This is a genomic window from Pseudomonas sp. PB101, assembly GCF_009764265.1.
GTDB lineage: Bacteria > Pseudomonadota > Gammaproteobacteria > Pseudomonadales > Pseudomonadaceae > Aquipseudomonas.
In genome coordinates, this window is record NZ_RWIR01000079.1 from 48,620 (window position 1) to 71,171 (window position 22,552).

At 62.2% G+C, this 22,552-nt stretch carries 26 protein-coding genes; 13 read left to right on the top strand and 13 right to left on the bottom strand.

From position 1 onward, the window contains the following. Positions 1–45 precede the first annotated feature (45 nt). The 5 genes from lolA to cysG all read left to right on the top strand — a co-directional run bounded on the left by lolA (position 46) and on the right by cysG (position 5,198). Entirely contained in the window at positions 46–669 is a 624-nt protein-coding gene (gene lolA, locus EI969_RS24435; RefSeq protein WP_160390025.1) for an outer membrane lipoprotein chaperone LolA, read from the top strand. Positions 670–809: 140 nt separating this feature from the next. After that, positions 810–2,132: a replication-associated recombination protein A gene (locus EI969_RS24440; RefSeq protein WP_160390026.1), complete on the top strand. Its 1,323-nt coding sequence runs from the start codon at positions 810–812 to the stop codon at positions 2,130–2,132. Continuing rightward, on the top strand, positions 2,132–2,506 hold the full coding sequence (gene crcB, locus EI969_RS24445) for a fluoride efflux transporter CrcB (protein ID WP_160390027.1): 375 nt from the start codon (positions 2,132–2,134) through the stop codon (positions 2,504–2,506). The genes EI969_RS24440 and crcB overlap by 1 nt, the downstream gene beginning before the upstream one ends. A gap of 16 nt (positions 2,507–2,522) precedes the next feature. Continuing rightward, positions 2,523–3,803 (top strand): serine--tRNA ligase, encoded by a 1,281-nt coding sequence (gene serS, locus EI969_RS24450; protein WP_160390028.1) that lies wholly within the window; start codon positions 2,523–2,525, stop codon positions 3,801–3,803. After that, positions 3,804–5,198, top strand: a complete 1,395-nt coding sequence (cysG, locus tag EI969_RS24455) for a siroheme synthase CysG (RefSeq protein WP_160390029.1) — start codon at positions 3,804–3,806, stop codon at positions 5,196–5,198. It begins immediately after the preceding gene. 131 nt (positions 5,199–5,329) lie between these two features. Here cysG and EI969_RS24460 read toward each other — a convergent pair whose 3' ends face one another. From EI969_RS24460 to EI969_RS24500, 9 genes are all read right to left on the bottom strand, one after another. After that, complete coding sequence (locus EI969_RS24460; RefSeq protein WP_160390030.1) at positions 5,330–6,331, bottom strand: glutathione S-transferase family protein; 1,002 nt, start codon at positions 6,329–6,331, stop codon at positions 5,330–5,332. 91 nt (positions 6,332–6,422) lie between these two features. After that, on the bottom strand, positions 6,423–7,424 hold the full coding sequence (locus tag EI969_RS24465; RefSeq protein WP_160390031.1) for a glycosyl transferase family protein: 1,002 nt from the start codon (positions 7,422–7,424) through the stop codon (positions 6,423–6,425). Next, on the bottom strand, positions 7,421–7,756 hold the full coding sequence (locus EI969_RS24470; protein WP_160390032.1) for a TusE/DsrC/DsvC family sulfur relay protein: 336 nt from the start codon (positions 7,754–7,756) through the stop codon (positions 7,421–7,423). Before EI969_RS24470 ends, EI969_RS24465 begins: the two co-directional genes overlap by 4 nt. Beyond that, the gene (gene tusB / locus EI969_RS24475) at positions 7,753–8,046 is read right to left on the bottom strand and encodes a sulfurtransferase complex subunit TusB (protein ID WP_160390033.1); all 294 of its coding nucleotides are present in this window, start codon (positions 8,044–8,046) and stop codon (positions 7,753–7,755) included. Before tusB ends, EI969_RS24470 begins: the two co-directional genes overlap by 4 nt. Further along, positions 8,046–8,408, bottom strand: a complete 363-nt coding sequence (gene tusC / locus EI969_RS24480) for a sulfurtransferase complex subunit TusC (RefSeq protein ID WP_160390034.1) — start codon at positions 8,406–8,408, stop codon at positions 8,046–8,048. Before tusC ends, tusB begins: the two co-directional genes overlap by 1 nt. A gap of 1 nt (position 8,409) precedes the next feature. Beyond that, on the bottom strand, positions 8,410–8,802 hold the full coding sequence (gene tusD / locus EI969_RS24485; protein WP_160390097.1) for a sulfurtransferase complex subunit TusD: 393 nt from the start codon (positions 8,800–8,802) through the stop codon (positions 8,410–8,412). A gap of 198 nt (positions 8,803–9,000) precedes the next feature. Further along, positions 9,001–9,705, bottom strand: a complete 705-nt coding sequence (locus tag EI969_RS24490) for a YoaK family protein (RefSeq protein ID WP_160390035.1) — start codon at positions 9,703–9,705, stop codon at positions 9,001–9,003. Between the two features lie 24 nt (positions 9,706–9,729). Then, positions 9,730–10,059 (bottom strand): DUF6388 family protein, encoded by a 330-nt coding sequence (locus EI969_RS24495; RefSeq protein WP_160390036.1) that lies wholly within the window; start codon positions 10,057–10,059, stop codon positions 9,730–9,732. A gap of 20 nt (positions 10,060–10,079) precedes the next feature. Continuing rightward, the gene (locus EI969_RS24500) at positions 10,080–10,328 is read right to left on the bottom strand and encodes a hypothetical protein (protein ID WP_160390037.1); all 249 of its coding nucleotides are present in this window, start codon (positions 10,326–10,328) and stop codon (positions 10,080–10,082) included. A gap of 148 nt (positions 10,329–10,476) precedes the next feature. On the opposite strand from EI969_RS24500, the gene EI969_RS24505 reads away from it, so the two are divergent. Beyond that, the gene (locus EI969_RS24505; protein ID WP_160390038.1) at positions 10,477–10,827 is read left to right on the top strand and encodes a hypothetical protein; all 351 of its coding nucleotides are present in this window, start codon (positions 10,477–10,479) and stop codon (positions 10,825–10,827) included. Between the two features lie 130 nt (positions 10,828–10,957). On the opposite strand, the gene EI969_RS24510 is transcribed toward EI969_RS24505, so the two are convergent. Beyond that, complete coding sequence (locus EI969_RS24510) at positions 10,958–11,383, bottom strand: GNAT family N-acetyltransferase (protein WP_160390039.1); 426 nt, start codon at positions 11,381–11,383, stop codon at positions 10,958–10,960. 146 nt (positions 11,384–11,529) lie between these two features. Here EI969_RS24510 and EI969_RS24515 point away from each other — a divergent pair, with 146 nt between their 5' ends. Continuing rightward, on the top strand, positions 11,530–11,967 hold the full coding sequence (locus EI969_RS24515) for a hemerythrin domain-containing protein (RefSeq protein ID WP_160390040.1): 438 nt from the start codon (positions 11,530–11,532) through the stop codon (positions 11,965–11,967). A 23-nt stretch (positions 11,968–11,990) separates the two neighbouring features. On the opposite strand, the gene EI969_RS24520 is transcribed toward EI969_RS24515, so the two are convergent. Continuing rightward, positions 11,991–12,503, bottom strand: coding sequence for a methylated-DNA--[protein]-cysteine S-methyltransferase (locus EI969_RS24520; RefSeq protein WP_160390041.1), 513 nt, complete (start codon positions 12,501–12,503; stop codon positions 11,991–11,993). Positions 12,504–12,639: 136 nt separating this feature from the next. On the opposite strand from EI969_RS24520, the gene ggt reads away from it, so the two are divergent. Continuing rightward, positions 12,640–14,367 carry a gamma-glutamyltransferase gene (gene ggt, locus EI969_RS24525; RefSeq protein ID WP_160390042.1) on the top strand — a complete coding sequence of 576 codons (1,728 nt, stop codon included), beginning with the start codon at positions 12,640–12,642 and terminating at the stop codon, positions 14,365–14,367. Between the two features lie 69 nt (positions 14,368–14,436). Then, a complete protein-coding gene (locus EI969_RS24530; RefSeq protein ID WP_160390043.1) occupies positions 14,437–14,970 on the top strand; it encodes a cysteine hydrolase family protein in 534 nt (177 codons plus the stop codon). Positions 14,971–15,240: 270 nt separating this feature from the next. Here the strand turns inward: EI969_RS24530 and EI969_RS24535 are convergent, their stop codons facing one another. Together EI969_RS24535 and EI969_RS24540 are read right to left on the bottom strand one after the other, a co-directional pair. Continuing rightward, positions 15,241–15,912, bottom strand: coding sequence for a TetR/AcrR family transcriptional regulator (locus EI969_RS24535; RefSeq protein ID WP_160390044.1), 672 nt, complete (start codon positions 15,910–15,912; stop codon positions 15,241–15,243). A gap of 89 nt (positions 15,913–16,001) precedes the next feature. Further along, a complete protein-coding gene (locus EI969_RS24540) occupies positions 16,002–16,904 on the bottom strand; it encodes a LysR family transcriptional regulator (protein WP_160390045.1) in 903 nt (300 codons plus the stop codon). A gap of 199 nt (positions 16,905–17,103) precedes the next feature. Here EI969_RS24540 and EI969_RS24545 point away from each other — a divergent pair, with 199 nt between their 5' ends. From EI969_RS24545 to EI969_RS24560, 4 genes are all read left to right on the top strand, one after another. Next, entirely contained in the window at positions 17,104–18,603 is a 1,500-nt protein-coding gene (locus EI969_RS24545) for a cytosine permease (protein WP_160390046.1), read from the top strand. After that, positions 18,600–19,427, top strand: a complete 828-nt coding sequence (locus tag EI969_RS24550) for a nitrilase family protein (protein ID WP_160390047.1) — start codon at positions 18,600–18,602, stop codon at positions 19,425–19,427. The genes EI969_RS24545 and EI969_RS24550 overlap by 4 nt, the downstream gene beginning before the upstream one ends. A gap of 101 nt (positions 19,428–19,528) precedes the next feature. Continuing rightward, positions 19,529–20,551: a helix-turn-helix transcriptional regulator gene (locus EI969_RS24555; protein ID WP_160390098.1), complete on the top strand. Its 1,023-nt coding sequence runs from the start codon at positions 19,529–19,531 to the stop codon at positions 20,549–20,551. A gap of 201 nt (positions 20,552–20,752) precedes the next feature. After that, entirely contained in the window at positions 20,753–22,549 is a 1,797-nt protein-coding gene (locus EI969_RS24560; protein WP_160390099.1) for an amidohydrolase, read from the top strand. The last annotated feature ends 3 nt before the right edge of the window (positions 22,550–22,552 follow it).

Below are 22,552 nucleotides of genomic sequence, written 5' to 3' on the forward strand. Positions count from 1 at the left end.
GCCGTTGGCGCCGCCCGCACTCCCACGAATGTTATGAGGACTCCCATGCGTCTGATCCGCATGCTGTTGCTGCCGGTACTGGCCTTGACCACGCTCCAGGCTCACGCCGATGACAAGGACGTGGCGCGCCTGACCCAATTGCTGGAAAAATCCCAGACCCTGACCGCGCGTTTCTCGCAACTGACCCTGGATGGCACCGGCACCCAGTTGCAGGAAACCGCTGGCGAGATGTCCCTGCAGCGCCCGGGCCTGTTCTACTGGCACACCGATGCACCGGCCGAACAGACCATGATTTCCGACGGCAAGAAGGTCACCCTGTGGGACCCGGACCTGGAACAGGCCACCATCAAGAACCTCGACCAGCGCCTGACCCAGACGCCGGCCTTGCTGCTGTCCGGTGACGTGTCCAAGATCAGCCAGAGCTTCGACATCAGCGCCAAGGAAGCCGGTGGCGTGATCGACTTCACCTTGAAGCCGAAAACCAAGGACACCTTGTTCGACAGCCTGCGCCTGTCGTTCCGCAATGGTCTGGTCAATGACATGCAACTGATCGACAGCGTCGGCCAGCGCACTAATATCCTGTTCACCGGGGTGAAGGCCAACGAGCCGATCCCGGCGTCCAAGTTCAAGTTCGACATCCCCAAGGGTGCGGACGTGATCCAGGAGTAACACGCACAACCCTTGTAGGAGCCGGCTTGCTGGCGATGGCGGTTTGTCATTCAACATTAATGTCGACTGACCCACCATCGCCAGCAAGCCGGCTCCTACAGGGGGATGCGGTGTTCATAGCGAGGTTTTAAAAGTACGTGATGGACCTGTTTCGCAGCACCCCCATCGCCCAGCCCCTGGCCGCCCGTTTACGCGCGGCCAATCTGGACGAGTACGTCGGTCAGGAACACGTGCTCGCTCGCGGCAAGCCCTTGCGCGAAGCGCTGGAGCAGGGTGCCCTGCATTCGATGATTTTCTGGGGGCCGCCTGGCGTGGGCAAGACGACCCTGGCGCGATTGCTCGCCGAAGTCTCGGACGCGCACTTCGAAACGGTCTCGGCGGTGCTGGCCGGGGTCAAGGAGATCCGCCAGTCGGTGGAAATCGCCAAGCAGCAGGCCGCGCAGTACGGTCGCCGCACCATCCTGTTCGTCGATGAAGTGCATCGCTTCAACAAATCCCAGCAGGATGCGTTCCTGCCGTATGTCGAAGACGGCACGCTGATTTTCATCGGCGCGACCACGGAAAATCCTTCCTTCGAACTCAACAACGCCTTGCTCTCCCGTGCGCGCGTCTATGTGCTGAAAAGCCTCGACGAAACGGCGCTGCGCAAACTGGTGCAGCGCGCGCTGAGCGAAGAACGGGGCCTGGGCAAGCGCAACCTGACCCTCAGCGACGAAGGCTTCCAGATGCTGCTGTCGGCCGCCGACGGTGATGGCCGACGCCTGCTCAATCTGCTGGAAAACGCTTCGGACCTGGCGGAAGACAACAGCGAAATCGGCACCGAACTCCTGCAAAGCCTGCTCGGTGACACCCGCCGACGCTTCGACAAGGGCGGTGAAGCCTTCTACGACCAGATTTCCGCGCTGCACAAATCGGTGCGAGGCTCCAACCCCGACGGCGCGTTGTACTGGTTCGCGCGCATGATCGACGGCGGTTGCGACCCGCTGTACCTGGCACGCCGCGTAGTGCGCATGGCCAGCGAAGACATCGGCAACGCCGACCCGCGCGCCTTGAGCCTGTGCCTGGCCGCGTGGGAAGTGCAGGAGCGCCTGGGCAGCCCCGAAGGCGAACTGGCGGTGGCCCAGGCCATCACCTATCTGGCCTGCGCACCAAAAAGCAACGCGGTGTACATGGGCTTCAAGACCGCACTGCGCGCCGCCGCCGAACACGGCTCGCTGGAAGTGCCGCTGCACCTGCGCAATGCGCCGACCAAGCTGATGAAGCAGCTGGGCTACGGCGATGAATACCGTTATGCCCACGATGAGCCGGACGCGTATGCCGCCGGCGAAGACTATTTCCCGGAAGAACTCGACCCGATCCCGTTCTATCAACCGGTGCCCCGTGGCCTGGAGCTGAAAATCGGCGAGAAGCTCAATCACCTGGCAAAACTCGACCGTTTAAGCCCAAGGCAGCGGAGAAAATAGTGCTTGCACTGATCGTTGCGGTTTCCGTCGGCGGGATGGCCGGCACGCTGTTGCGCTTCGCCACGGGCAACTGGATCAACGCGAATTGGCCGCGGCACTTCTATACCGCGACGCTGGCCGTTAATATCGTGGGCTGTTTGCTGATCGGCGTTCTATACGGTCTGTTTTTGATACGCCCGGAGGTGCCCATCGAGGTGCGTGCCGGGTTGATGGTCGGCTTCCTCGGGGGGCTGACGACTTTTTCATCCTTTTCACTGGATACGGTGCGCCTGCTGGAAAGCGGGCAAGTGCTGCTGGCCTTGGGCTATGCGGCGCTCAGCGTATTCGGCGGGCTGCTTGCCACCTGGGCCGGCCTGTCCTTGACCAAACTTTGATAAACGAGAAACCGACATGCTCGATTCCAAACTGTTACGTAGCAACCTTCAGGACGTAGCGGACCGCCTGGCATCCCGTGGCTATACCCTGGATGTTGCGCGCATCGAAGCGCTGGAAGAACAGCGCAAGACCGTCCAGACCCGCACCGAAGCACTGCAGGCTGAACGTAATGCGCGTTCCAAATCCATCGGTCAGGCCAAGCAGCGCGGCGAAGACATCGCGCCGCTGATGGCGGACGTCGAGCGCATGGCGGGCGAATTGAGCGCCGGTAAAGTCGAACTGGACGCGATCCAGACCGATCTGGATTCGATCCTGCTGGGTATCCCCAACCTGCCGCACGAATCGGTACCGGTCGGTGAAGACGAAGACGGCAACGTCGAAGTGCGTCGCTGGGGCACCCCGACGGCCTTCGATTTCCCGGTTCAGGACCACGTGGCCCTGGGTGAGAAGTTCGGCTGGCTGGACTTCGAAACCGCCGCCAAGCTGTCCGGCGCCCGTTTCGCTCTGCTGCGCGGCCCGATTGCCCGTCTGCACCGCGCCCTGGCGCAGTTCATGATCAACCTGCACGTCACCGAGCACGGCTACGAAGAGGCCTACACGCCTTATCTGGTCCAGGCCCCGGCGCTGCAAGGCACCGGCCAGCTGCCGAAGTTCGAAGAAGACCTGTTCAAGATCGCGCGCGAAGGCGAGGCCGACCTGTACCTGATTCCGACCGCCGAAGTGTCGCTGACCAACATCGTCGCCGGTGAAATCGTCGATTCGAAACTGCTGCCGATCAAGTTCGTTGCCCATACGCCGTGCTTCCGCAGCGAAGCCGGTGCGTCGGGACGTGACACCCGTGGCATGATCCGCCAGCACCAGTTCGACAAGGTCGAAATGGTGCAGATCGTCGAGCCGTCGCAGTCGATGGAAGCGCTGGAAGGCCTGACCGCCAACGCCGAGAAAGTCCTGCAACTGCTGGAGCTGCCTTACCGCACCCTGGCGCTGTGCACCGGCGACATGGGCTTCAGCGCGGTCAAGACCTACGACCTGGAAGTGTGGATCCCGAGCCAGGACAAGTACCGCGAGATCTCGTCGTGCTCCAACTGCGGCGACTTCCAGGCCCGTCGGATGCAAGCGCGCTTCCGCAACCCGGAAACCGGCAAGCCGGAACTGGTGCACACCCTGAACGGTTCCGGTCTTGCAGTCGGCCGTACCCTGGTGGCGGTGCTCGAGAACTATCAGCAAGCCGACGGTTCGATTCGCGTGCCGGACGTGCTGAAGCCGTACATGGGTGGCCTCGAGGTCATCGGCTAAATGAAATATCTGCCGCTGTTCCACAACCTTCGCGGCAGTCGTGTGTTGGTCGTCGGTGGGGGGGAGATCGCCTTGCGCAAATCCCGCCTGCTGGCCGATGCCGGTGCGCTGCTGCGGGTGGTTGCACCTGAAATCGAAGCGCAACTGCGCGAACTGGTTGCCGGCAGCGGTGGCGAGTGCCTGTTGCGTGGCTACGCCGAAACGGACCTGGACGGTTGCGGGCTGGTCATCGCCGCCACCGACGATGAAGCGCTGAACGCGCAAGTCTCCGCCGATGCCCATCGGCGTTGCGTGCCGGTCAACGTGGTGGACGCGCCGGCCCTGTGCAGCGTGATTTTCCCGGCGATCGTCGATCGTTCGCCCTTGATCATTGCCGTTTCCAGCGGCGGCGATGCGCCGGTGCTGGCGCGCTTGATCCGGGCCAAGATCGAAACCTGGATTCCTTCCACCTATGGTCAACTGGCCGGACTGGCTGCGCGCTTCCGTCATCAGGTCAAGGGACTGTTTCCGGATGTGCAGCAGCGTCGGGCGTTCTGGGAAGATGTTTTCCAGGGCCCGGTTGCCGATCGGCAAATGGCCGGGCAGGGCGCTGAAGCCGAGCGTCTGCTGCAGGCGAAAATCGACGGCGAGGCGCCGGTCGCGACCGGTGAGGTCTATCTGGTGGGTGCAGGGCCGGGTGATCCCGATCTGCTGACGTTCAAGGCATTGCGTCTGATGCAGCAAGCCGACGTGGTGCTGTACGACCGCTTGGTCGCACCGGCGATCCTCGAGCTGTGCCGCCGCGACGCCGAGCGGGTTTATGTCGGCAAGCGCCGTGCCGATCACGCGGTGCCGCAGGAGCAGATCAACCAGCAATTGGTGGACCTGGCCAAGCAAGGCAAGCGCGTGGTGCGATTGAAGGGCGGCGATCCGTTCATCTTCGGTCGTGGTGGTGAAGAGATCGAGGAACTGGCAGCCAATGGCATCCCGTTCCAGGTCGTGCCGGGGATCACGGCAGCCAGTGGTTGTGCAGCCTATGCCGGGATTCCGCTGACCCACCGCGATTACGCGCAGTCGGTGCGTTTCATCACCGGCCACCTCAAGGACGGCTCCAGCGATTTGCCATGGGCCGATCTGGTGGCCCCGGCGCAAACCCTGGTGTTCTACATGGGACTGGTGGGCTTGCCGGTCATCTGCGAACAGTTGATCAAGCACGGTCGCGGTGCCGATACCCCGGCGGCGTTGATCCAGCAGGGCACTACGGTCAACCAGCGAGTGTTTACCGGCACCCTGGCCGATTTGCCGCGATTGGTGGCGGAGCATGAAGTGCATGCGCCGACATTGGTGATCGTCGGTGAAGTGGTGCAATTGCGCGAAAAACTGGCGTGGTTTGAAGGGGCTCAGGGGCAACTCTGAAACCCGGGTGTCCCCATCGCTGGCAAGCCAGCTCCCACAGATTTTGTGTTGAAGCTGCAGTCTTCAACATCACATGGATCACTGTGGGAGCTGGCTTGCCAGCGATGGGGCCTTCAAAACCTACGCAAATCTCAGGCCCTGCGCCAAACCCCTTTCCCGCTCAACCGCTCCCGATCATGGGGCGCGGTGAAATCCTGCTCTGGACCTTTTGGCACAATCCCGGTTGGATTGATGGTCTTGTGGCTGGCGTAGTAGTGATGCTTGATGTGGGTGAAATCCACCGTCTCGGCAATCCCCGGCCACTGATAAATCTCCCGCAGCCAGTTCGACAGGTTCGGATAATCGGCAATGCGCCGCAGGTTGCACTTGAAGTGCCCGAAGTACACCGCATCGAAGCGAATCAGCGTGGTGAACAGGCGGATGTCCGCTTCGGTCAGGTATTCGCCGGTCAGGTAACGGTTGGCGTCCAGCACCTGCTCCAGTCGGTCCAGCTCTGCGAACACATCATCGAAAGCTTCTTCATAAGCCTGTTGCGAGGTGGCAAAACCGGCGCGGTACACGCCGTTGTTCACCGCCGGATAGATCCGCTCGTTCAGCGCATCGATCTCACTGCGCAGCGGGGCCGGGTAGAAGTCCAGGTCATTGCCGGTCAAATCATCGAAGGCGCTGTTGAACATGCGGATGATTTCCGCCGATTCGTTGTTGACGATGCGCTTCTGCTGTTTGTCCCAGAGCACCGGCACGGTGACGCGGCCGGTGTAGTCGGCGGTATCGGCGGTGTAGCGCTGGTGCATGAATGCGAAGCCGTCGAGTTTGTCGCCGGTCGAGCCCAACGTTTTGTCGAAGGTCCAGCCGTTTTCCAGCATCAGCCAGCTGACCACCGACACATCGATCAGGCTTTCCAGACCCTTGAGCTTGCGCAGGATCAGCGTGCGATGGGCCCATGGACAAGCCAGGGACACGTACAGGTGATAACGACCAGGCTCGGCTGCAAAACCGCCGACACCGCTAGGGCCGGGTTGGCCGTCAGCCGTAACCCAGTTGCGACGTTGCGCCTGTTCACGCTGGAACGCGCCGTCCTTGCTGCTTTCGTACCACTTGTCCTGCCAGCGGCCATCCACTAACAAACCCATGTTCAAGACTCCAGAAGGCAATAATCGTTGGAGTCGAGTCTATTCCGATGAGTTCGAACAAAAAGCGCAAAGATCGGGCGTGAATGATCGGTTAAATCGATTTATCCCGCGCAGCCCAGTATTTTTCAGCGGTTTCGAACGCCTGCTCGCGGGTCTGGCCGAGGCCACGCAAGGCCAGCGCCATGGTGGCGATCAGGGCCATTTGCGGGTAGCTGTCGACCACTTCGCCACGCCATACGGCTTTCAGGTGTTCTGGTTCAAGGGATGCCGGTTTGACGTGGCGCTGGCTCGACAGTTGCGGCCATTCCTCATCCCAGCTGACGCCGCCCGTGGTGCCGTACAGGTGGCTGTCGGCGTCCGGGTTGATCTCGATTTCGCCGCCATCGCCCTTGATCACGATGGCGGTATCACCCAGCAGTCCGCTGGCATCGCGATGCACGGCCTGATAGCCAGGATGGAAAATGCTCTGCAGGCCGCAACGCGCACCCAACGGGTTGAGAATCCGCGTCAGCGAATGGATCGGCGAGCGCAGGCCCAGGGTGTTGCGCAGGTCGATCATCCGTTGCAGCTGTGGCGCCCAGTCCACCAGCGGCATGAACGCCAGGCCGCCGTTGTCCAGTGCCGCGCCGACTTGCTGCCAGTTGCGGCACAGCGGGATGTTCAATTCGCCCAGCAATTGCTCGCTGTACAGTCGACCCGCCGTGTGGGCGCCGCCGCCGTGCATGAAGATCCGCACGCCGTTCTGCGCCAGGCACTTGGCCGCCAACAGATACCACGGCAGATGACGCTTCTTGCCGGCATAGGTCGGCCAATCCAGATCCACCGCCATTGCCGGAGGATTCAGACGCTCGCGCAAGGCCTCGGTGAAACCGGCCATTTCCTCGGCGCTTTCTTCCTTGTGCCGCAACAGCATCAGGAAGGCACCGAGCTGGGTTTCCTCGACCTTTTCGTCGAGCACCATGCCCATGGCTTCGCGGGCCTCGACCCGGGTCAGGTCGCGGGCGCCGCGTTTGCCTTTGCCAAGGATCCGCACGAACTGGGCGAACGGATGCTCGGCGGGCGTTTCGAGTGTCAGTGCTGGATAGTCGGTCATAGGCAATTCGTCGGTTTGGGCAGGCCCGCCAGTTTCGCGGCGAGTTTGGCGGGGGTGCCTTTGAACAGTCGGTTCAGGTGCAAGCTGTTGCCTTTTTCCGGGCCGAGTTTCAATGCGGTGTATTTGATCAGTGGGCGGGTGGCCGGGGACAGCTGGAATTCGGCGTAAAAACTGCGCAGCAGTTCGAGGACTTCCCAGTGTTCGGGCGTCAACTCGATGTCTTCGGCGGCCGCCAGGGCGCTGGCCACCTCGACCGACCAGTCGCTCAGTTCGACGAGGAAACCGTCCTTGTCCAGCTCGATGGCGCGGGCGCCGACCGTCAATGCATTCATAGCCAGCTGTTGACCTTGTCGTAGTGAATCGACAGTTCGACGAAGGCCGGGTAGTCGATGGCGCGGGCCCAGTCTGGAACCGCCAGCGCCCGGGCCCGGGCATCTTCGTCGAGGACGAACAGGTTCAGGCCACGTGCGCTGAGCGCAGTGAAGGGGGCGGTGCCTGGCTGCAACGCATAGGCCGCATCACCGCACAGCAGCAAGCCGTCGTTGGCACCGATCACGCGCAGGCAACTGGTCAGGCGTTCGTCGGCGAACGGGGAATGAGACAACACATGCAAAGTCGACATCAGAGGGTGATCACCTGGTCGTAACGGTCAATGAGGGCGGTGATTTCGTCGGTGGCCAGCACCTGGGCTTCCTGCAGCGACAGGTCGCTTGGGTCGAGGCCGCGTTGGGTGATGCTGTCGGCGCAGGCGAACAGTTCCTCGACACCGAACATCGGCAGGGCCTGCAGGTTGGCGCTGAGGTCTTTCTGCTGCAAGGCCTTGGCATTCTGGCTGGCGGCCAGCTGGAACACGCCGTCGTCGAGAAACAACAGGCCGATCGGCAGGTCGAAGGCGCCCCCGGCCAGCACGATGTCCAGCGCTTCGCGCGCGCCAGGGCCGGACCATGGCGATTGGCGGCTGATGATCAACAGGGATTTGGCCATGTCATGCGCCTCCAAAACAGATCAGGCGGTCGGCATCCTGCGCGGCGTCATGCAACTGGCCGAGTCCGGACAATTCCCACGGCGCGCCGACGGCAACGGCCTCACGCTGATAGCGCCTGGCTTCTTCTTCGTTCAACACGCCACGACGCAGGGCGGCGGCGATGCACACCACGCCATCGAGTCGATGGTCGCTGACAAAGGTGCGCCATTGTTTGGGCAAGTCCAGTTCATCCTGGGGCGTGACCACGCTGGCGGACGCGTTGTAGACACCGTCCTGATAGAAAAACAGCCGGACAATCTCATGCCCGCCGGCCAGCGCCGCTTGGGCGAACAGCAAGGCGCGGCGCGAGGAGGGCGCGTGGGCGGCGGAAAACACGGCGATGGCGAACTTCATGACGGACTCGATCAGCGAAACTGCGGCCATGATAAAGCTTTATCGGCGGGGCGGCTAAAGTGATGTTGCCTGGGCGGGCCTCATCGCGGGCAAGCCCGCTCCCACAGTGATCTATGCCATGCCAACGATTGCGGTATGACCACAAAACCTGTGGGAGCGGGCTTGCCCGCGAAGGCGGCCTCACAGTCAACACCAGACTCAGCGCGGCATATACCCCAGCTGCCAGCGCCGCGGGATCTTCAACGACAACACCCCGAGCGCGGCAGCCAGCAGGCCACTGGCAAACAATGCCTTGAGCCCCAGGTGATGTTCCAGCACGGCACCGAGTACCGCGCCGGCGAACATGCCGGTCCAGGGGATAAGTTGCACGCGCCAGCCGCTGCGGCGCTCGCCGAGCATCCAGCGGCCCAGTCCGCGGCCGAAACGCGACAGGGCTCCGGTGACGTAAGTCAGGCCCACCGGCAGGCCGTTCACTTGTTCCACCGCGGCGTTGAGCATGCCCATTGCAATGATCGCCGCCAGCAGGGCTGGCAGCTGCGCGTCAAAAGGCCAGGCCGCGGCGGCACACAGCAGGGCGGCGATGCACAGCAACAAGGGCAGGGCCCGACGGCCACCCAGGCGGCTGACGATAATGCCCAGCGCGTTGCCGACGATGAAGGTAGCGACGAGGATCACCAGGCGCAGGGTCAAGCCAAGGTCGCCAGTGCTGATGGCGACCGCCATCCGGGTGGTATTGCCGCTCATGAACGAGACGAAGTCACCGCTGGCCATGAAGCCGATGGCGTCGGTCATGCCGGCGAGTACCGAGAGCATGGCCACCAGGCCCAGGCCAATGCGTCCGCGCCATTTCTGCGTGTGCAGATGACCGGGGCTGGCGTGGGTCCTGGTGGTGTTGGGCAGCATCGGTGATGGTATCCCTGAATGTGCTTAGGGTTTTATCCCATACAACTCGCAATATTCCAGCCAGTCCATGCCGGCCATTTCCGCCACTTCCCGGTGCACTTCCAGGCGCTGCGCTTCGTAGTCTGCGGCCGTGGCCGCCGTCAGTTGCAGAGTGAGCTCCCAGGCGAACAGCCCGAGGCGCTCGGCTTCGGCTTCGAAGGCCTCATGCAAGCGTTCGTCGCGGTACTGTGCCTGGGTTTCTCCCTTGGCCTGGGCCAGCAACGGGTTGAGATTGTCGAGGTCGTGGCGCAACTCGGGGCGTTCGTCGAGAAAACGCTTCAGTGCCTGCTCATGCTGCTGGTCGGTTGCCGCCATGGTCACTCCTTGAGTGGGGATTACGAATTCTGCTGCTTGCTGGCCTTGGCCGCTGCCGCCAGGCATTCGAGGGCGAACTGTTCGGTGTAGGTCATCTGGATCGGCGTGGTATCGCCTTTGACGGTTCTTTCGCCGTCGAGGATGTACTTGATCCGTTTTTCGGTGACACCGATTCGCTTGGCGATCCAGGACGGCGTCTGGCCGATCTGGCTGATCAGCTTGTCGGCGTATTCGGTGGTCGGTTTGTAGAACTCGGCGTTGGGTGTCATCAGGTTTCCAGTCATGGGTGCGATGCGGTGCGATAGGCGCGACAGGGTGCGCGAATCGTCGCGCCATGTCGCGGTATAAATGAAGTAAAGCAGAACGATACGGGCTGCCGGGATGATAAAGTCCGCTTTTTCCTGATGAGTGTATGCAATGCGAATTCTGATGGTGGCGCTGGCCGTGACAGTGCTGGCGGGATGTGCCGGCTCGGCGATGAACGATGCCCGCACCAAGGCCCCGTACAAGACCCTGAACTCGGATAAACCGGCAAAAGACGTCGCCCAGTGCGTGCAGTTTTCCTGGCAGGACGAGTCCGTGTTCGGCGTCGATGCGGCGGCCTATCTGCAACCGGGCGAGAAGGGCGGCACCACCGTTTATACCCGTTCGGCAGAGTCGTTCGTGGACGTGACCACCGACGCCTCGGGGACGGTGTTGAGCTACTACGCACAGCAGGATGATTTCGTCGCCAAGCGCCGGTTGGCGGCGCTGGCGACCTGCCTGTGACTTGATGGCTTGTTGCATTACCCCTGTGGGAGCGAGCCTGCTCGCGAAGACGTAGTGTCAGTCGCTATCAATGTTGGCTGATATACCGCTTTCGCGAGCAGGCTCGCTCCCACACTGGTTTGTGTGCTGGTCAGTAATTCAGGCGCTTCTGAAAAAAGAAGTGCTTGTGCCCCGGCGGATAGTCGGCAATGTGCCCGATCTCGCTGTACCCGCACTTCTTGTAGAACTCCGGCGCCTGGAATTCAAAGGTGTCGAGCCACAGTCCGACGCAGCGCCGTTCCCGCGCCAGGTCCTCGGCCATCTGCATCAGCTTCGAACCCAGCCCCTGTCCCCGCGCCTGCTCCGGCACCACCAGCAAATCGATGTACAGCCACTGGTAAAACAACCGGCCATGCAGGCCGCCGAGGATCTCGTCGTTGTCGTCGCGCACCAGCAAGGCGACGTGCTCGGGCACGTTACCTTCGGCCTTCGAGCCGTTGTACGCGCGCAATGGCTTGAGGATGGCCTGGCGTTGTTCTTCCGTGGGTTTTTGCGACAGTTCGATACGCAGGTTCATGGCTATATCCCTATGGCATTGAAGCCGAAGCCTATCCCGGTCGCAACGAATGTTCCATCCCCGGAAAAGTTGAACCGTGGCCAACGCGCGGCTGTCATTGCTTAAGACGCGTCACTCCGGAACGCAGCTGATGAGGACAACGCCCTGTGAACATCTTTGAAGCCTTGCGCGAAAGCCATGAACGCCAACGTACTTACGCCAAGGCGCTGATCCATACCAGCGGCGATACGCCTGAGCGGGTCGAGGCGTACAAGCAACTCAAGTCCGAGCTGCAGGCTCATGAAACGGCCGAAGAGCGGCACTTCTACATCCCGCTGATGGAGTTCGACAACGGTGTCGACCTCAGCCGCCATGCCATCTCCGAGCATCACGAAATGGACGAAATGATGGAAGAACTGGACGGCACCGAGATGTCCAGCCCGGCCTGGCTGGCGACCGCGAAAAAACTTTCGGAAAAGGTTCACCACCACCTGAAGGAAGAGGAGCAGAAGTTCTTCCAGATGGCCGGCAAACTGCTCGACGACAAGCAGAAAGAGACGCTGGCCGGGCAATATGAGAAGGAGTACAAGGCGCAGCTTGCCTGAAGGCCAACCCTGCTGGAACACCATCAAAAGCCTGGCAGGCGTGCCGTGCCGGGCCTTTGCCAACCCTCCAGTGTGAGCAGCAGCTCCTTGGCCTCCAGCCCCCCGGCAAACCCGGTCAACTGGCCTGACATACCGATCACCCGGTGACACGGCGCCACGATCGAAATCGGATTCTTGCCGTTCGCCGCGCCCACCGCCCTGACCGCCGCCGGGTTGCCGATCTGCTCGGCGATCTGGCTGTAGCTGCGGGTCTCGCCGAACGGGATGGTCAGCAGCGCCGCCCAGACCTTCTGCTGAAATGGTGTGCCGGCAAAATCCAGCTCCAGGTCGAAACGATCCCGGGTGCCGGAAAAATATTCGCGCAACTGCGCAGCCGTGCGCACCAGGATCGGGTTGTCCGGCGCCTCGCTCATCGGGCCGAGGCGCACCCGCCCGGGTTTGTCGTTTTCCCAGAGGATGGCTGCCAGTCGCGAGCCGTTCGCCACCAGCTTCAACTGGCCGACCGGGGATGCCACGGTGATGCAGGTATAAGTCATGCCATGGCTCGCGGGAAATTGCTGAACAAGCGTTAAGGATACTGTCTCGACGGGGAGGCGCAATACGTATTCCCGACCATACTTGCCTACTGCTTTTGATGCGTTCCCCTGTTCAATAACAAGAAGAGACCGACTCATGAAGTACGAACCTTTTGCCAAATCGCTGATTGCGACCGCATTGGCGCTCAGTTGCCTGACTGCTCATGCCGCCTCCGTGGCCCCGGCGACGGGCGAAAACGGCATGGTGGTGACGGCCCAGCACCTGGCCAGCCATGTCGGCGTGGATGTGCTCAAGAACGGCGGCAACGCCGTGGATGCGGCGGTCGCGGTCGGCTATGCGCTGGCGGTGGTCTATCCCGCGGCCGGCAACCTCGGCGGCGGCGGTTTCATGACCATTCAACTGGCGGACGGGCGCAAGACCTTCCTCGACTTCCGCGAAAAAGCGCCGCTGGCCGCCACCGCCAACATGTACCTGGACAAGGAGGGCAACGTCGTTCCCGATCTGAGTACCCGTGGCCACCTGGCCGTGGGGGTGCCGGGCACCGTTTCGGGCATGGAACTGGCGCTGTCCAAGTACGGCACCAAGCCGCGCAAGGAAATCATCGCTCCGGCGATCAAGCTGGCCGAAGACGGTTTCGTCCTGGAGCAGGGTGATGTCGATCTGCTGGACTACGCCACCGACGTGTTCAAGAAGGACATCAAGGATTCCGGCTCGATCTTCCTCAGCAACGGCGAGCCGATGCAGGTCGGCCAGAAGCTGGTGCAAAAGGACCTGAGCAAGACCCTGCGGGAAATCTCCGAGAAGGGCACCGACGGTTTCTATAAAGGCTGGGTGGCCGATGCCATCGTCACCTCCAGCCAGGCCAACAAGGGCATCATCACCCAGGCCGACCTCGACAAATACAAGACCCGCGAACTGGCGCCCATCGAGTGTGACTACCGTGGCTACCACGTGGTCTCGGCACCGCCTCCGAGCTCCGGCGGCGTGGTGATCTGCGAGATCATGAACATCCTCGAAGGCTATCCGATGAAGGATCTGGGCTATCACTCGGCCCAGGGCATGCATTATCAGATCGAGGCGATGCGCCACGCCTACGTGGACCGCAACAGCTATCTGGGCGACCCGGATTTCGTGAAGAACCCGATTGCCCACCTGCTGGATAAAAACTACGCGACCAAGCTGCGCGACGCGATCAATCCGCAAAAAGCCGCGGTATCCAGTGAACTCAAGCCAGGCGTGGCGCCCCATGAAGGCAACAACACCACGCATTACTCCATCGTCGACAAATGGGGCAACGCGGTGTCGGTCACCTACACCCTCAACGACTGGTTCGGCGCCGGCGTGATGGCGAGCAAGACCGGGGTCATCCTCAACGATGAAATGGACGACTTCACCTCGAAAATCGGCGTGCCGAACATGTACGGCCTGGTGCAGGGCGAGGCCAATGCCATCGCCCCCGGCAAGGCGCCGCTGTCGTCCATGAGCCCGACCATCGTCACCAAGGACGGCAAAGTGGTGATGGTGGTCGGTACTCCGGGTGGCAGCCGCATCATCACCGCAACCTTGCTGACCATGCTCAACGTGATCGACTACGGCATGAACATCCAGGAAGCGGTGGATGCGCCACGGTTCCATCAGCAATGGCTGCCGGAGGAAACCAACCTGGAGGCCTTCACCACCAGCCCGGACACGGTGAAAATCCTCGAAAGCTGGGGCCACAAGTTCGCCGGTCCCCAGGACGCCAACCACCTGGCGGCGATCCTGGTCGGCGCGCCATCCCTGGGTGGCAAACCGGTCGGCAAAAACCGCTTCTACGGGGCGAACGATCCACGGCGCAATACCGGGTTGTCGCTGGGTTATTGAGGCTTGTGTCCGGAGGGGGACGGGCTTATGTTCGTCCCCTGATCCATCGACAAATCAAGGAAGGAAATCATGACCACAGCATTGTTAATCATCGACGTCCAGCAGGCTTTGTGCTCCGGTGAGTACGAATGCTTCGAGATTGGACGGGTCATCAACACCATCAATGATCTTTCTGCCCGGGCGCGCAAGGCGGGAGTGCCCGTGGTGCTGATCCAGCATGAAGAAGCGGGCAGTCCGCTGGCGCATGGCGCTGCCGGCTGGCAACTGGCCGAAGGGCTGGAAACTTCACCCAAGGATCATCGCGTGGGCAAGACCACCGGGGATTCGTTCTACCAGACCAACCTGCAAAAACTGTTGCCGAAAGAGGACTTCGAACGCCTGGTGATCTGCGGCCTGCAGACCGACTATTGCGTCAACGCCACCGTGCGCCAGGCCCTGACACTGGGCTACGACGTGGTGCTGGCGGGCGACGCGCATTCCACCGTCGACAACGGCAACCTGACCGCCGAAGACATCATCGCCGAGCACAACAAGGACCTGGCGCACCTGACCGGTTCCGTGGCACGGATCGATGTAATACCGGCCAAGGACATCCATTTCTGAACCCACCCCATCCCCCCTGTGGGAGCACATTCAACATTGATATCGGCTGACCTACCGCCATCGCGGGCAAGCCCGCTCCCACAGTAATCCCGGTCGCTTGCAGATTTTGTGTACACCCACCAATCCTGTGGGAGCGAGCTTGCTCCGGGCGGCGTTCCGACGATGAGGTCAGCACATTCAACATTGATATCGGCTGACCTACCGCCATCGCGGGCAAGCCCGCTCCCACAGGGGTTGGTGGGTGTATGCAAAATCCGCGAACGACCGAAATCACTGTGGGAGCGGGCTTGCCCGCGATGGCGTCCTTACAGCCAGCATCAATTTCGGACCCGCCACCGCAGGCGGCACCACGCCGCCCAGCACCAGCCGGGTAATGGTGGCCGCCGCATTGGCGTAATCCTCATCCTGTGGCGTCTCGCATCCGGTGATGCGCGCCATCTGCCAACCCAGGTTGGTATAGGTCCGGGTCGCCGACCAGATGAACAGCATCAGGTGCTGCGGGTCGACGGGTGCGATCAGGCCCCGGTCGATCCAGCCGCGAAGGCATTCGACATTGCGCCGGGCCTCGGCGTACAGCAGGTCGCGGCATTCCTCGGGCAACTGTTTGCCCCCCAGCAGCAACTCGCCGCTGAACACCTTGGCAATGTGCGGATGCTCCCGGGCGATACGGATACGGGCGCTGATGTAGGCCTGCAACCCTGCTTCCGGGTCGTCGCTCGCGCGCAGCACCGCTGACGCGTCCAGCAATGGCTGGACGAAACCGAGCAGCACCTGGGCGTAGAGGTTTTCCTTGGTCTGGAAGTAGTAATACAGATTGGCTTTTGGCACCCCGGCACGCAGTGCGATGTCGCGGGTTTGCGTGCCGTCGAAGCCTTTGGCGGCGAACTCGGCGCTGGCGGCCTCCAGAATGAGGTGCAGATTGTGCTGGCGAATACGGCTCATGGGGCGATCTGTGAAAAACAAGTATCGCAATATACAAAACTATATAGCGGTTGAGCCAGCGTTGAACGCAGCGCTCGGTGATGACTGGCCTACGCCGGTCCGAAAATCTCGATCAGCTCGTTCAGGAATGCACTCACCAGATCCTTCTGACGCGACGAATGCCGCACCGCCGCATGAAAGCGAACTTCATAACGCAGCAGCTCCGGGTTCAGCGGGTGCAACTGGCCCAGCTGTTCATGCCGGGTCGCGTAGTGCTGCGGCAGAAACCCCAGGTGCTGGCCGGACAGGATCAGCAGGGCCGCGCCGTCCATGCTGTCGGTGAGTACGGTCAGGCGCTCGATCGACGTGGGCGCCGGCATTTCCGGCAGCGGATGGCTCGGCCAGACCCAGTCGAACCCGCTGACATCTTCACGGGTCAGCGCGCCGACCTGGTCGAACAGCGGATGCGAAGGCGCGCAATAGGCAATCTGGGTTTCCGGGAACAGCGGGAAGTAATCGATGTTGGGCAAGCGGTGCCAGAAGTAACCGATGGCCAGGTCGATATGGCCGTTGATGATTTTTTCTTCCAGCAGCGACGACGACAGTTCGGTGAAATGGAAGTACAGCCCCTCATGCCGCGCCCGCAAACGGGCAATGGCCTGGCCGATTTTCTTGTTCGCCACCGGATCGATTTGCCCCAGCAGGCCGATGTTGATGCTGCCCGAGACTTTGCGATTGATGTGCTGCACCTCGACCCGAAAACCCTCGGCCGCGGCCAGCAAGCGCCGAGCCGCGTCGATGAACTGCGTGCCTTTGGGCGTTACCGAAAACCCGCCGCGCCCGCGTTCGCACAGACGGAAACCGACCCGGGCTTCGAGCGTTGCCAATTGCGCGCTGATCGTGGGTTGCGTGGTGTTGAGGGCGGTTTGCGCCGCCGAGATGCCGCCCGCTTCGACGACAGTCAGAAATACCCGGATCAGACGCAGATCCAGCTCCGTTACAGTTCCCAGCATGGGGACTCCCGATTCTCGCTTACATAGATGCCGATCTATGTGAACAGTGTGCCTGCGATATTTTATTGCCCGGACTCACGCCCTACATTGCCGTGAAACCAGCGTCATCGTCAGCTTTTTATGGAGTTTCACCCGATCCGGACGTCGTAGCGAGCGCTGTACCCACAAAAACAACAAACAACAGCATAGGAACAATCGTATGTCAGGTTCCCCAGTGTCTGCGCACGCCACCGAGGCGAGCGGCGGGTTGGCCATCGAAGGCCACTCCATCGATTACATTCCGGAAAACGAACGCCACGCCAAACTCAGCAGCCAGGGCCCGTTCTGGTTCCTCGGCAATTTCCACTTCTTCACCATCTCCATCGGCTTTGTCGGCCCGAGCCTGGGCTTGTCGGCGCTGTGGACCATGCTGGCCGGCGCGCTGGGTATCATGTTCGGCACCATCTTCATGGCGTTCCACGGCTCCCAGGGCCCGGAAATGGGCCTGCCGCAGATGATCCAGTCCCGCGCCCAGTTCGGCTATCGCGGGGTGATCCTCGCATTGATGGCGACGATGTTTGTGTTCGTCGGTTTCAACGTGGTCAACATCTCGCTGATCATGAACGGCCTTGAGCATGTGTTCGGCATCGACCCGACCATCGTCGCCGTGTCCGTGGTGCTGGTTGGCGCGCTGTTGTCGATCTACGGCCACGACCTGATGCACAAGGCCTTCAAATGGGCCCTGCTGGCGACCTTGCCGCTGTACGCCCTGGTGACCATCGCCCTGATGTTCGGCGCAGGTTCCGAAGGCGTCACCCCGGCGACCGACCTTGGCTTCAACTGGGTGGCCTTCGCCACGCTGTTCGCCATCGGCGCGAGCTACAACATTTCCTATGCGCCCTACGTGTCCGACTATTCCCGTTACCTGCCGAAAAACACCAGTCGGGCGAAACTGATCGCGGCGGTGTTTATCGGCGCTTCGTTGTCCGGCAGCTGGATGATCGGCCTCGGCGCCTGGCTGGCCCAGGAGCTGAAGGCGGCGGATGCGCTGGTGGCGTTGAACCAGGTCGGCTCCTCGATGGTGCCGGGGCTGGGCAATCTGCTGGTGATCGTCTCGGTGGCGGGTTTCCTGCCGATCATCGCGCTCAATACCTACAGCGCCATGCTGACTTTGCTGACCGGTGTCGACTCGATCAAAAAAATCACCCCGACGCCCCGCGCCCGGGTGCTGTCGATCAGTGTGATCAGCGCCATCTTGTTGACCTGCGTGCTGTCGATCAAAGGTGACGGCATCGCGCTGTTGAACACCTTCCTGGTGTTATTGCTGTACTTCCTCGTGCCGTGGACCGCCGTCAACCTGGTGGACTACTTCTTCGTGCGCAAGGGCCGTTATGCGATCCCGCATTTCTTCACGCCGAAGGGCATCTACGGCGCCTGGCAATTTCGCGGCATCGTTTCGTACCTGATCGGCTTCGCCGCGATGGTGCCGTTCTTCTACATCTACGATGCCGCCGCCGGCAAAGAGGTGTTCGTCGGGCCGCTGGCGCGAGTGCTCGAAGGCGTAGACATCGCCTGGCTGGTGGGCCTGGTGGTGGAGGGGCTGACCTATTACCTGCTCAGTCGCTCGCTCGATCTGGCCGCCGAACGCCGGGTGATCGATGCGCTGAGCGAAAGCGACATCGTCGCCATGACCCATTCATCTGCGGAGGCAGGACGTTGAGCAGCGTTAAAAATACCGTGGTCGCCTGTTGCCAACTGGCACCGAAAATCGGCGACCTGGCCTACAACCGCACGCTCACCGAACGCGCGATTCGCCAGGTGGCCTTGCAGGGCGCGCAAGTCGTGGTGTTGCCCGAACTGGTGCAGAGCGGCTATCTGTTTGCCGACCGCTCTGAAGCGCTGAGCCTGGCGGAAACCGCTGACGGCCCGACCTTGCAACTGTGGCAGGCCCTGGCCCGTGAGTTGAACCTGGTGATCGTCGGCGGTTTCTGCGAGCGCCTGCCCGGTGACGAGCTGGCCAACAGCGCGGCGATGATCGACGCCAATGGCCTGCGCGCGGTGTACCGCAAGGCGCATCTGTGGGATGCCGAGAAGGACATCTTCACGCCCGGCGATGCGCCGCCGCCCGTGGTCGAAACGCTGTATGGACGGCTCGGCATGCTGATTTGCTACGACCTGGAGTTCCCCGAGTGGGTGCGTCTTCCGGCGCTGGCCGGGGCCGATCTGCTGTGCGCGCCGGTCAACTGGCCCGATGGCCCGCGGCCGCAAACCGAGCGCCCGGCCGAAGTGCTGCGGGTGCAGGCCAATGCCTCGGTCAACCGCATGTTCATCGCCGCCTGTGACCGCTATGGCCATGAGCGCGGTGTCGGCTGGGTGCAGGGTTCGGTCATCGTCGATGCCGACGGCTACCCGCTGGCCGGGCCGGCGGAGCAGGGCGGCGAGCAGATGTTGCTGGCCACGCTGAACCTCGCCGAGGCGCGCAACAAACGCATCAGCGCGCGCAATGACCTGCACCGTGACCGCAGGCCGCAGTTATACGGTTGAGTGGCTGTTTGTAACTGCTGATGTCACGGCGAACTGGACGCCCTTCCCGGCGCTATGGCATCGTCCCGGCAACAGACCATGCAGTGAACGGGATCGCCATGATGGAGGAGGGAAGCAAACTCGACGACAACAGCTCGCTGGCCACGCTGAAGGCGTTCAATCATTGCGTATTGCACCTGGGGCGGCTGGCGCGCGAGAGCGGGGCGTCGCGGTTCATCGTCGATGGTCTGCAGGCATTCGGTCAATTGGTGCCCTTCGCCTCTGCCTGGTGGGGCGAAATGTCTGCACCAGGTCCTGAGGTGCCCATGCAAAGCTGGATGCATGGCAGCATCAATCTTCCTGAGTCCTTTGCCGCCGACTGGCATCCAGTGGCGGCCAACGATCAGTTCTCCTACGCCACGCTCAATCATCCCGGTGAAGTGGTGCGCGACAAGGGTTTCACCGACCCTTGCGAGGCAGTCAACGATTTCGCCCGGCGCTACGATCTCTATCACTTGATGAGCATCACCTACGAATTGCCCGAAAGCGGCCTGATGTTTTTCGTCTGCCTCTACCGGGGTGAGGCTGAGCAGGCGTTCGAGGAGAACGAAGCCGAGCTGTTCCTGGCGTTCTGCGATCACCTGTTCCAGCTGTGGCGGTTCCAGGTGCAGGACATGATTCGCTTCGACAGCGAAAACGCCGCGAGTGATTTTGGCGTCGCGCGCATGGACGGCAGTCTGCTCTATGTGGGGGCCAGGCTGTGCGTCGCCATCCAGCGCGAACTGCCCGGCTGGGGCGGTTCCACGCTGCCACCGGAGGTGATCGCGCAATTGTCCAGGGCTCCCTGCGTGATCCGTCTGGGCCGCTGCGCCCTGACCCTGAGCCCCAACGCCGAACACGTCATCCTGTCCCTCGAAGCACCCTCGGGCGGCGACGGCCTGGCCCCTCGGGAGCGCACGGCGGCGATGCTGTTCGCCGCCGGTCACTCCTACAAGGAAATCGCCCGGATGCTCGCCTTGAGCCCGTCTACCGTGCGCACCTACCTGCGCAATTGCTACTTGCAGCTCGGGGTGAAAAGCAAGGTGGAACTGGGCTCTGTCCTGCGTTCGCCGGGCGCGCTGACGGAGCCCGTGCGCCGGGATTAATCCCAGTCGTTTCAATTATTTGCCTTACCCCTCCTCATTTGCAGAGGTCCATTCGAACGCTGCGCCCTATAGGGTAGGCCCTGTCTATCAGGGGCTGGCGCAGTCGCTTCGGGCCGCTTCAAAACAATAAGAACAGGGGTGAGGCATTTGAGACTTTCCAGGCTTTTTGTCGCCATGGCGGCGACCACGACATTTTCCGCCATGGCGTTGGCGGCGACACCCGCCGACACGGTCATGCGCAATGGCTACGTGTACACGGTCGATGGCCAGAATTCCGTGCAGCAGGCCATCGCCATTTCGGGCGGCAAGATCGTCTACGTCGGCAGCGATGCCGGGGTCGACGGCTACATCGGCAAGCAGACACAACTGATCGACCTGGCCGGGCGCATGCTGATGCCGGGCTTCGTCGATGCGCACATGCACCCGGGGGATGGCGGTCGCGCCATGACCTTGTGCGATCTGAAATACCAGACCATGACCCGCGCGCAGTTTCAGGCAAGCATCCAGGCCTGCCTCGATGCTGAAAAGGACAAGGGCCCGGACGTATGGCTGGAAGTCGGCAGCTGGGACCGCATGGGCATGACCGGGCTCGACGGCGATGCCGACAAATCGACCCTGGACGCGCTCAAGACCAAGCGTCCGATCCAGGTGCGCTCCACCGACTTCCACACCGTGCTGACCAACTCCCGCGGCCTGGAACTGGCCGGCATCAACAAGAACACCGTCGACCCCGAAGACGGCAAATACCGCCGCGACAGCGCCGGCAACCCGAACGGTATCTGTGAAGACGGCGCCGCCGAATCGCTGGCCGCCGTGGTGCCGCCGGCGACCGACGCGGAAAAACTCAACCAGATGCGAGCGGCCCTCGACGCCATGCGCCAGCAAGGCATCACCAGTTTCTTCGATGCGCTGGCCGGACCGGAAAACGGCAAGGCCTTCACCAGCCTGCAAAAGTCCGGCGAACTGAGCGCCCGGGCCTTGCTCGCGATCAAGCTGGACCCGGCCGCCGCGGCTGCCGACCCGGTGAAAACCATCGCCGAGGCCAAGGCCCTGGCCAGCACCTACGACCAGGGCGACGTGAAGGTCGCGCCGGGCGTGAGCATGCGCCACGTCAAACTGTTCATGGACGGCATCATCAATGCCCCGGCGGACACCGGCGCCATGTTGACCCCGTACCTGCACAACAGCGGCACCGACAAGGCGCCGCAGTGGACGCCGGGCAAGAACCTGGGCGAGCTGTACTTCCCGCCGCAGGTGCTCAACCCGCTGGTGCTGCAAGCGGTCAAGGCCGGTCTCGATCCGCACCTGCACGCCACCGGCGAGCGCGCGGTGCGCGATGCACTGGACAGCGTCGCCTATGTGCGCAAAGAACTGCCCGGTACGGATTTCCGCCCGGCCATCGCGCACGCCGAGTCAGTCGACCCTGTCGATTACGCACGTTTCAAGGCGCTGGACGTCACCGCCACCATGTCGTTCCAGTGGGCGCAGCAGGCCCCGTCCACCATCGACGGTACCAGCGATCACCTCGGTGCCGAGCGATTCGAGCGCATGGAGCCTTCCGGCAGCATCGCCCATGCCGGCGGCCGAGTGGCGTTCGGCAGCGATTGGCCGGTCGATCCCCTTGACGAGTTCCTGGCGCTGAAAGTCGGTGTCACCCGTTCCGGCGACCCGACCAATCCGCACAGCTATGGGCCCAAATATGCCGGGCGTCTCAACGCCGATCCGGCCCTGTCGCGAGCCGAAGTGCTGCGCAGCATCACCCTGAGCGCCGCCGAACAGCTGAAGCTGGAGGCGGTGCTGGGCTCGGTCGAAGTCGGCAAGTTCGCTGACCTGATCGTGCTCGACAAGAACTTCATGCAGGTGCCCGAGGAGGAACTGGCCCGCAACGACGTACTGCTGACGCTGGTCGGCGGCAAAGTCGTGTGGGCCAAGGCGCCGTTCCTCGGGCTTGCGCCAAACGTGGTTTCCCAGACTGTTACTTCCCGTTCCGCCCAATAAAAA

What these genes read in the sequence shown, in the direction of transcription:
- EI969_RS24510 (WP_160390039.1), bottom strand. Translation starts at nt 11,383, where the DNA reads ATGAACCTGCGTATCGAACTGTCGCAAAAACCCACGGAAGAACAACGC.
- ggt (WP_160390042.1), top strand. Translation starts at nt 12,640, where the DNA reads ATGAAGTACGAACCTTTTGCCAAATCGCTGATTGCGACCGCATTGGCG.
- EI969_RS24560 (WP_160390099.1), top strand. Translation starts at nt 20,753, where the DNA reads ATGGCGTTGGCGGCGACACCCGCCGACACGGTCATGCGCAATGGCTAC.
- EI969_RS24520 (WP_160390041.1), bottom strand. Translation starts at nt 12,503, where the DNA reads ATGACTTATACCTGCATCACCGTGGCATCCCCGGTCGGCCAGTTGAAG.
- EI969_RS24490 (WP_160390035.1), bottom strand. Translation starts at nt 9,705, where the DNA reads ATGCTGCCCAACACCACCAGGACCCACGCCAGCCCCGGTCATCTGCAC.
- EI969_RS24460 (WP_160390030.1), bottom strand. Translation starts at nt 6,331, where the DNA reads ATGGGTTTGTTAGTGGATGGCCGCTGGCAGGACAAGTGGTACGAAAGC.
- tusB (WP_160390033.1), bottom strand. Translation starts at nt 8,046, where the DNA reads ATGTCGACTTTGCATGTGTTGTCTCATTCCCCGTTCGCCGACGAACGC.
- EI969_RS24535 (WP_160390044.1), bottom strand. Translation starts at nt 15,912, where the DNA reads ATGAGCCGTATTCGCCAGCACAATCTGCACCTCATTCTGGAGGCCGCC.
- EI969_RS24555 (WP_160390098.1), top strand. Translation starts at nt 19,529, where the DNA reads ATGGAGGAGGGAAGCAAACTCGACGACAACAGCTCGCTGGCCACGCTG.
- EI969_RS24540 (WP_160390045.1), bottom strand. Translation starts at nt 16,904, where the DNA reads ATGCTGGGAACTGTAACGGAGCTGGATCTGCGTCTGATCCGGGTATTT.
- EI969_RS24495 (WP_160390036.1), bottom strand. Translation starts at nt 10,059, where the DNA reads ATGGCGGCAACCGACCAGCAGCATGAGCAGGCACTGAAGCGTTTTCTC.
- EI969_RS24465 (WP_160390031.1), bottom strand. Translation starts at nt 7,424, where the DNA reads ATGACCGACTATCCAGCACTGACACTCGAAACGCCCGCCGAGCATCCG.
- cysG (WP_160390029.1), top strand. Translation starts at nt 3,804, where the DNA reads ATGAAATATCTGCCGCTGTTCCACAACCTTCGCGGCAGTCGTGTGTTG.
- EI969_RS24500 (WP_160390037.1), bottom strand. Translation starts at nt 10,328, where the DNA reads ATGACACCCAACGCCGAGTTCTACAAACCGACCACCGAATACGCCGAC.
- EI969_RS24545 (WP_160390046.1), top strand. Translation starts at nt 17,104, where the DNA reads ATGTCAGGTTCCCCAGTGTCTGCGCACGCCACCGAGGCGAGCGGCGGG.
- EI969_RS24530 (WP_160390043.1), top strand. Translation starts at nt 14,437, where the DNA reads ATGACCACAGCATTGTTAATCATCGACGTCCAGCAGGCTTTGTGCTCC.
- serS (WP_160390028.1), top strand. Translation starts at nt 2,523, where the DNA reads ATGCTCGATTCCAAACTGTTACGTAGCAACCTTCAGGACGTAGCGGAC.
- EI969_RS24470 (WP_160390032.1), bottom strand. Translation starts at nt 7,756, where the DNA reads ATGAATGCATTGACGGTCGGCGCCCGCGCCATCGAGCTGGACAAGGAC.
- EI969_RS24440 (WP_160390026.1), top strand. Translation starts at nt 810, where the DNA reads ATGGACCTGTTTCGCAGCACCCCCATCGCCCAGCCCCTGGCCGCCCGT.
- EI969_RS24505 (WP_160390038.1), top strand. Translation starts at nt 10,477, where the DNA reads ATGCGAATTCTGATGGTGGCGCTGGCCGTGACAGTGCTGGCGGGATGT.
- tusD (WP_160390097.1), bottom strand. Translation starts at nt 8,802, where the DNA reads ATGAAGTTCGCCATCGCCGTGTTTTCCGCCGCCCACGCGCCCTCCTCG.
- lolA (WP_160390025.1), top strand. Translation starts at nt 46, where the DNA reads ATGCGTCTGATCCGCATGCTGTTGCTGCCGGTACTGGCCTTGACCACG.
- tusC (WP_160390034.1), bottom strand. Translation starts at nt 8,408, where the DNA reads ATGGCCAAATCCCTGTTGATCATCAGCCGCCAATCGCCATGGTCCGGC.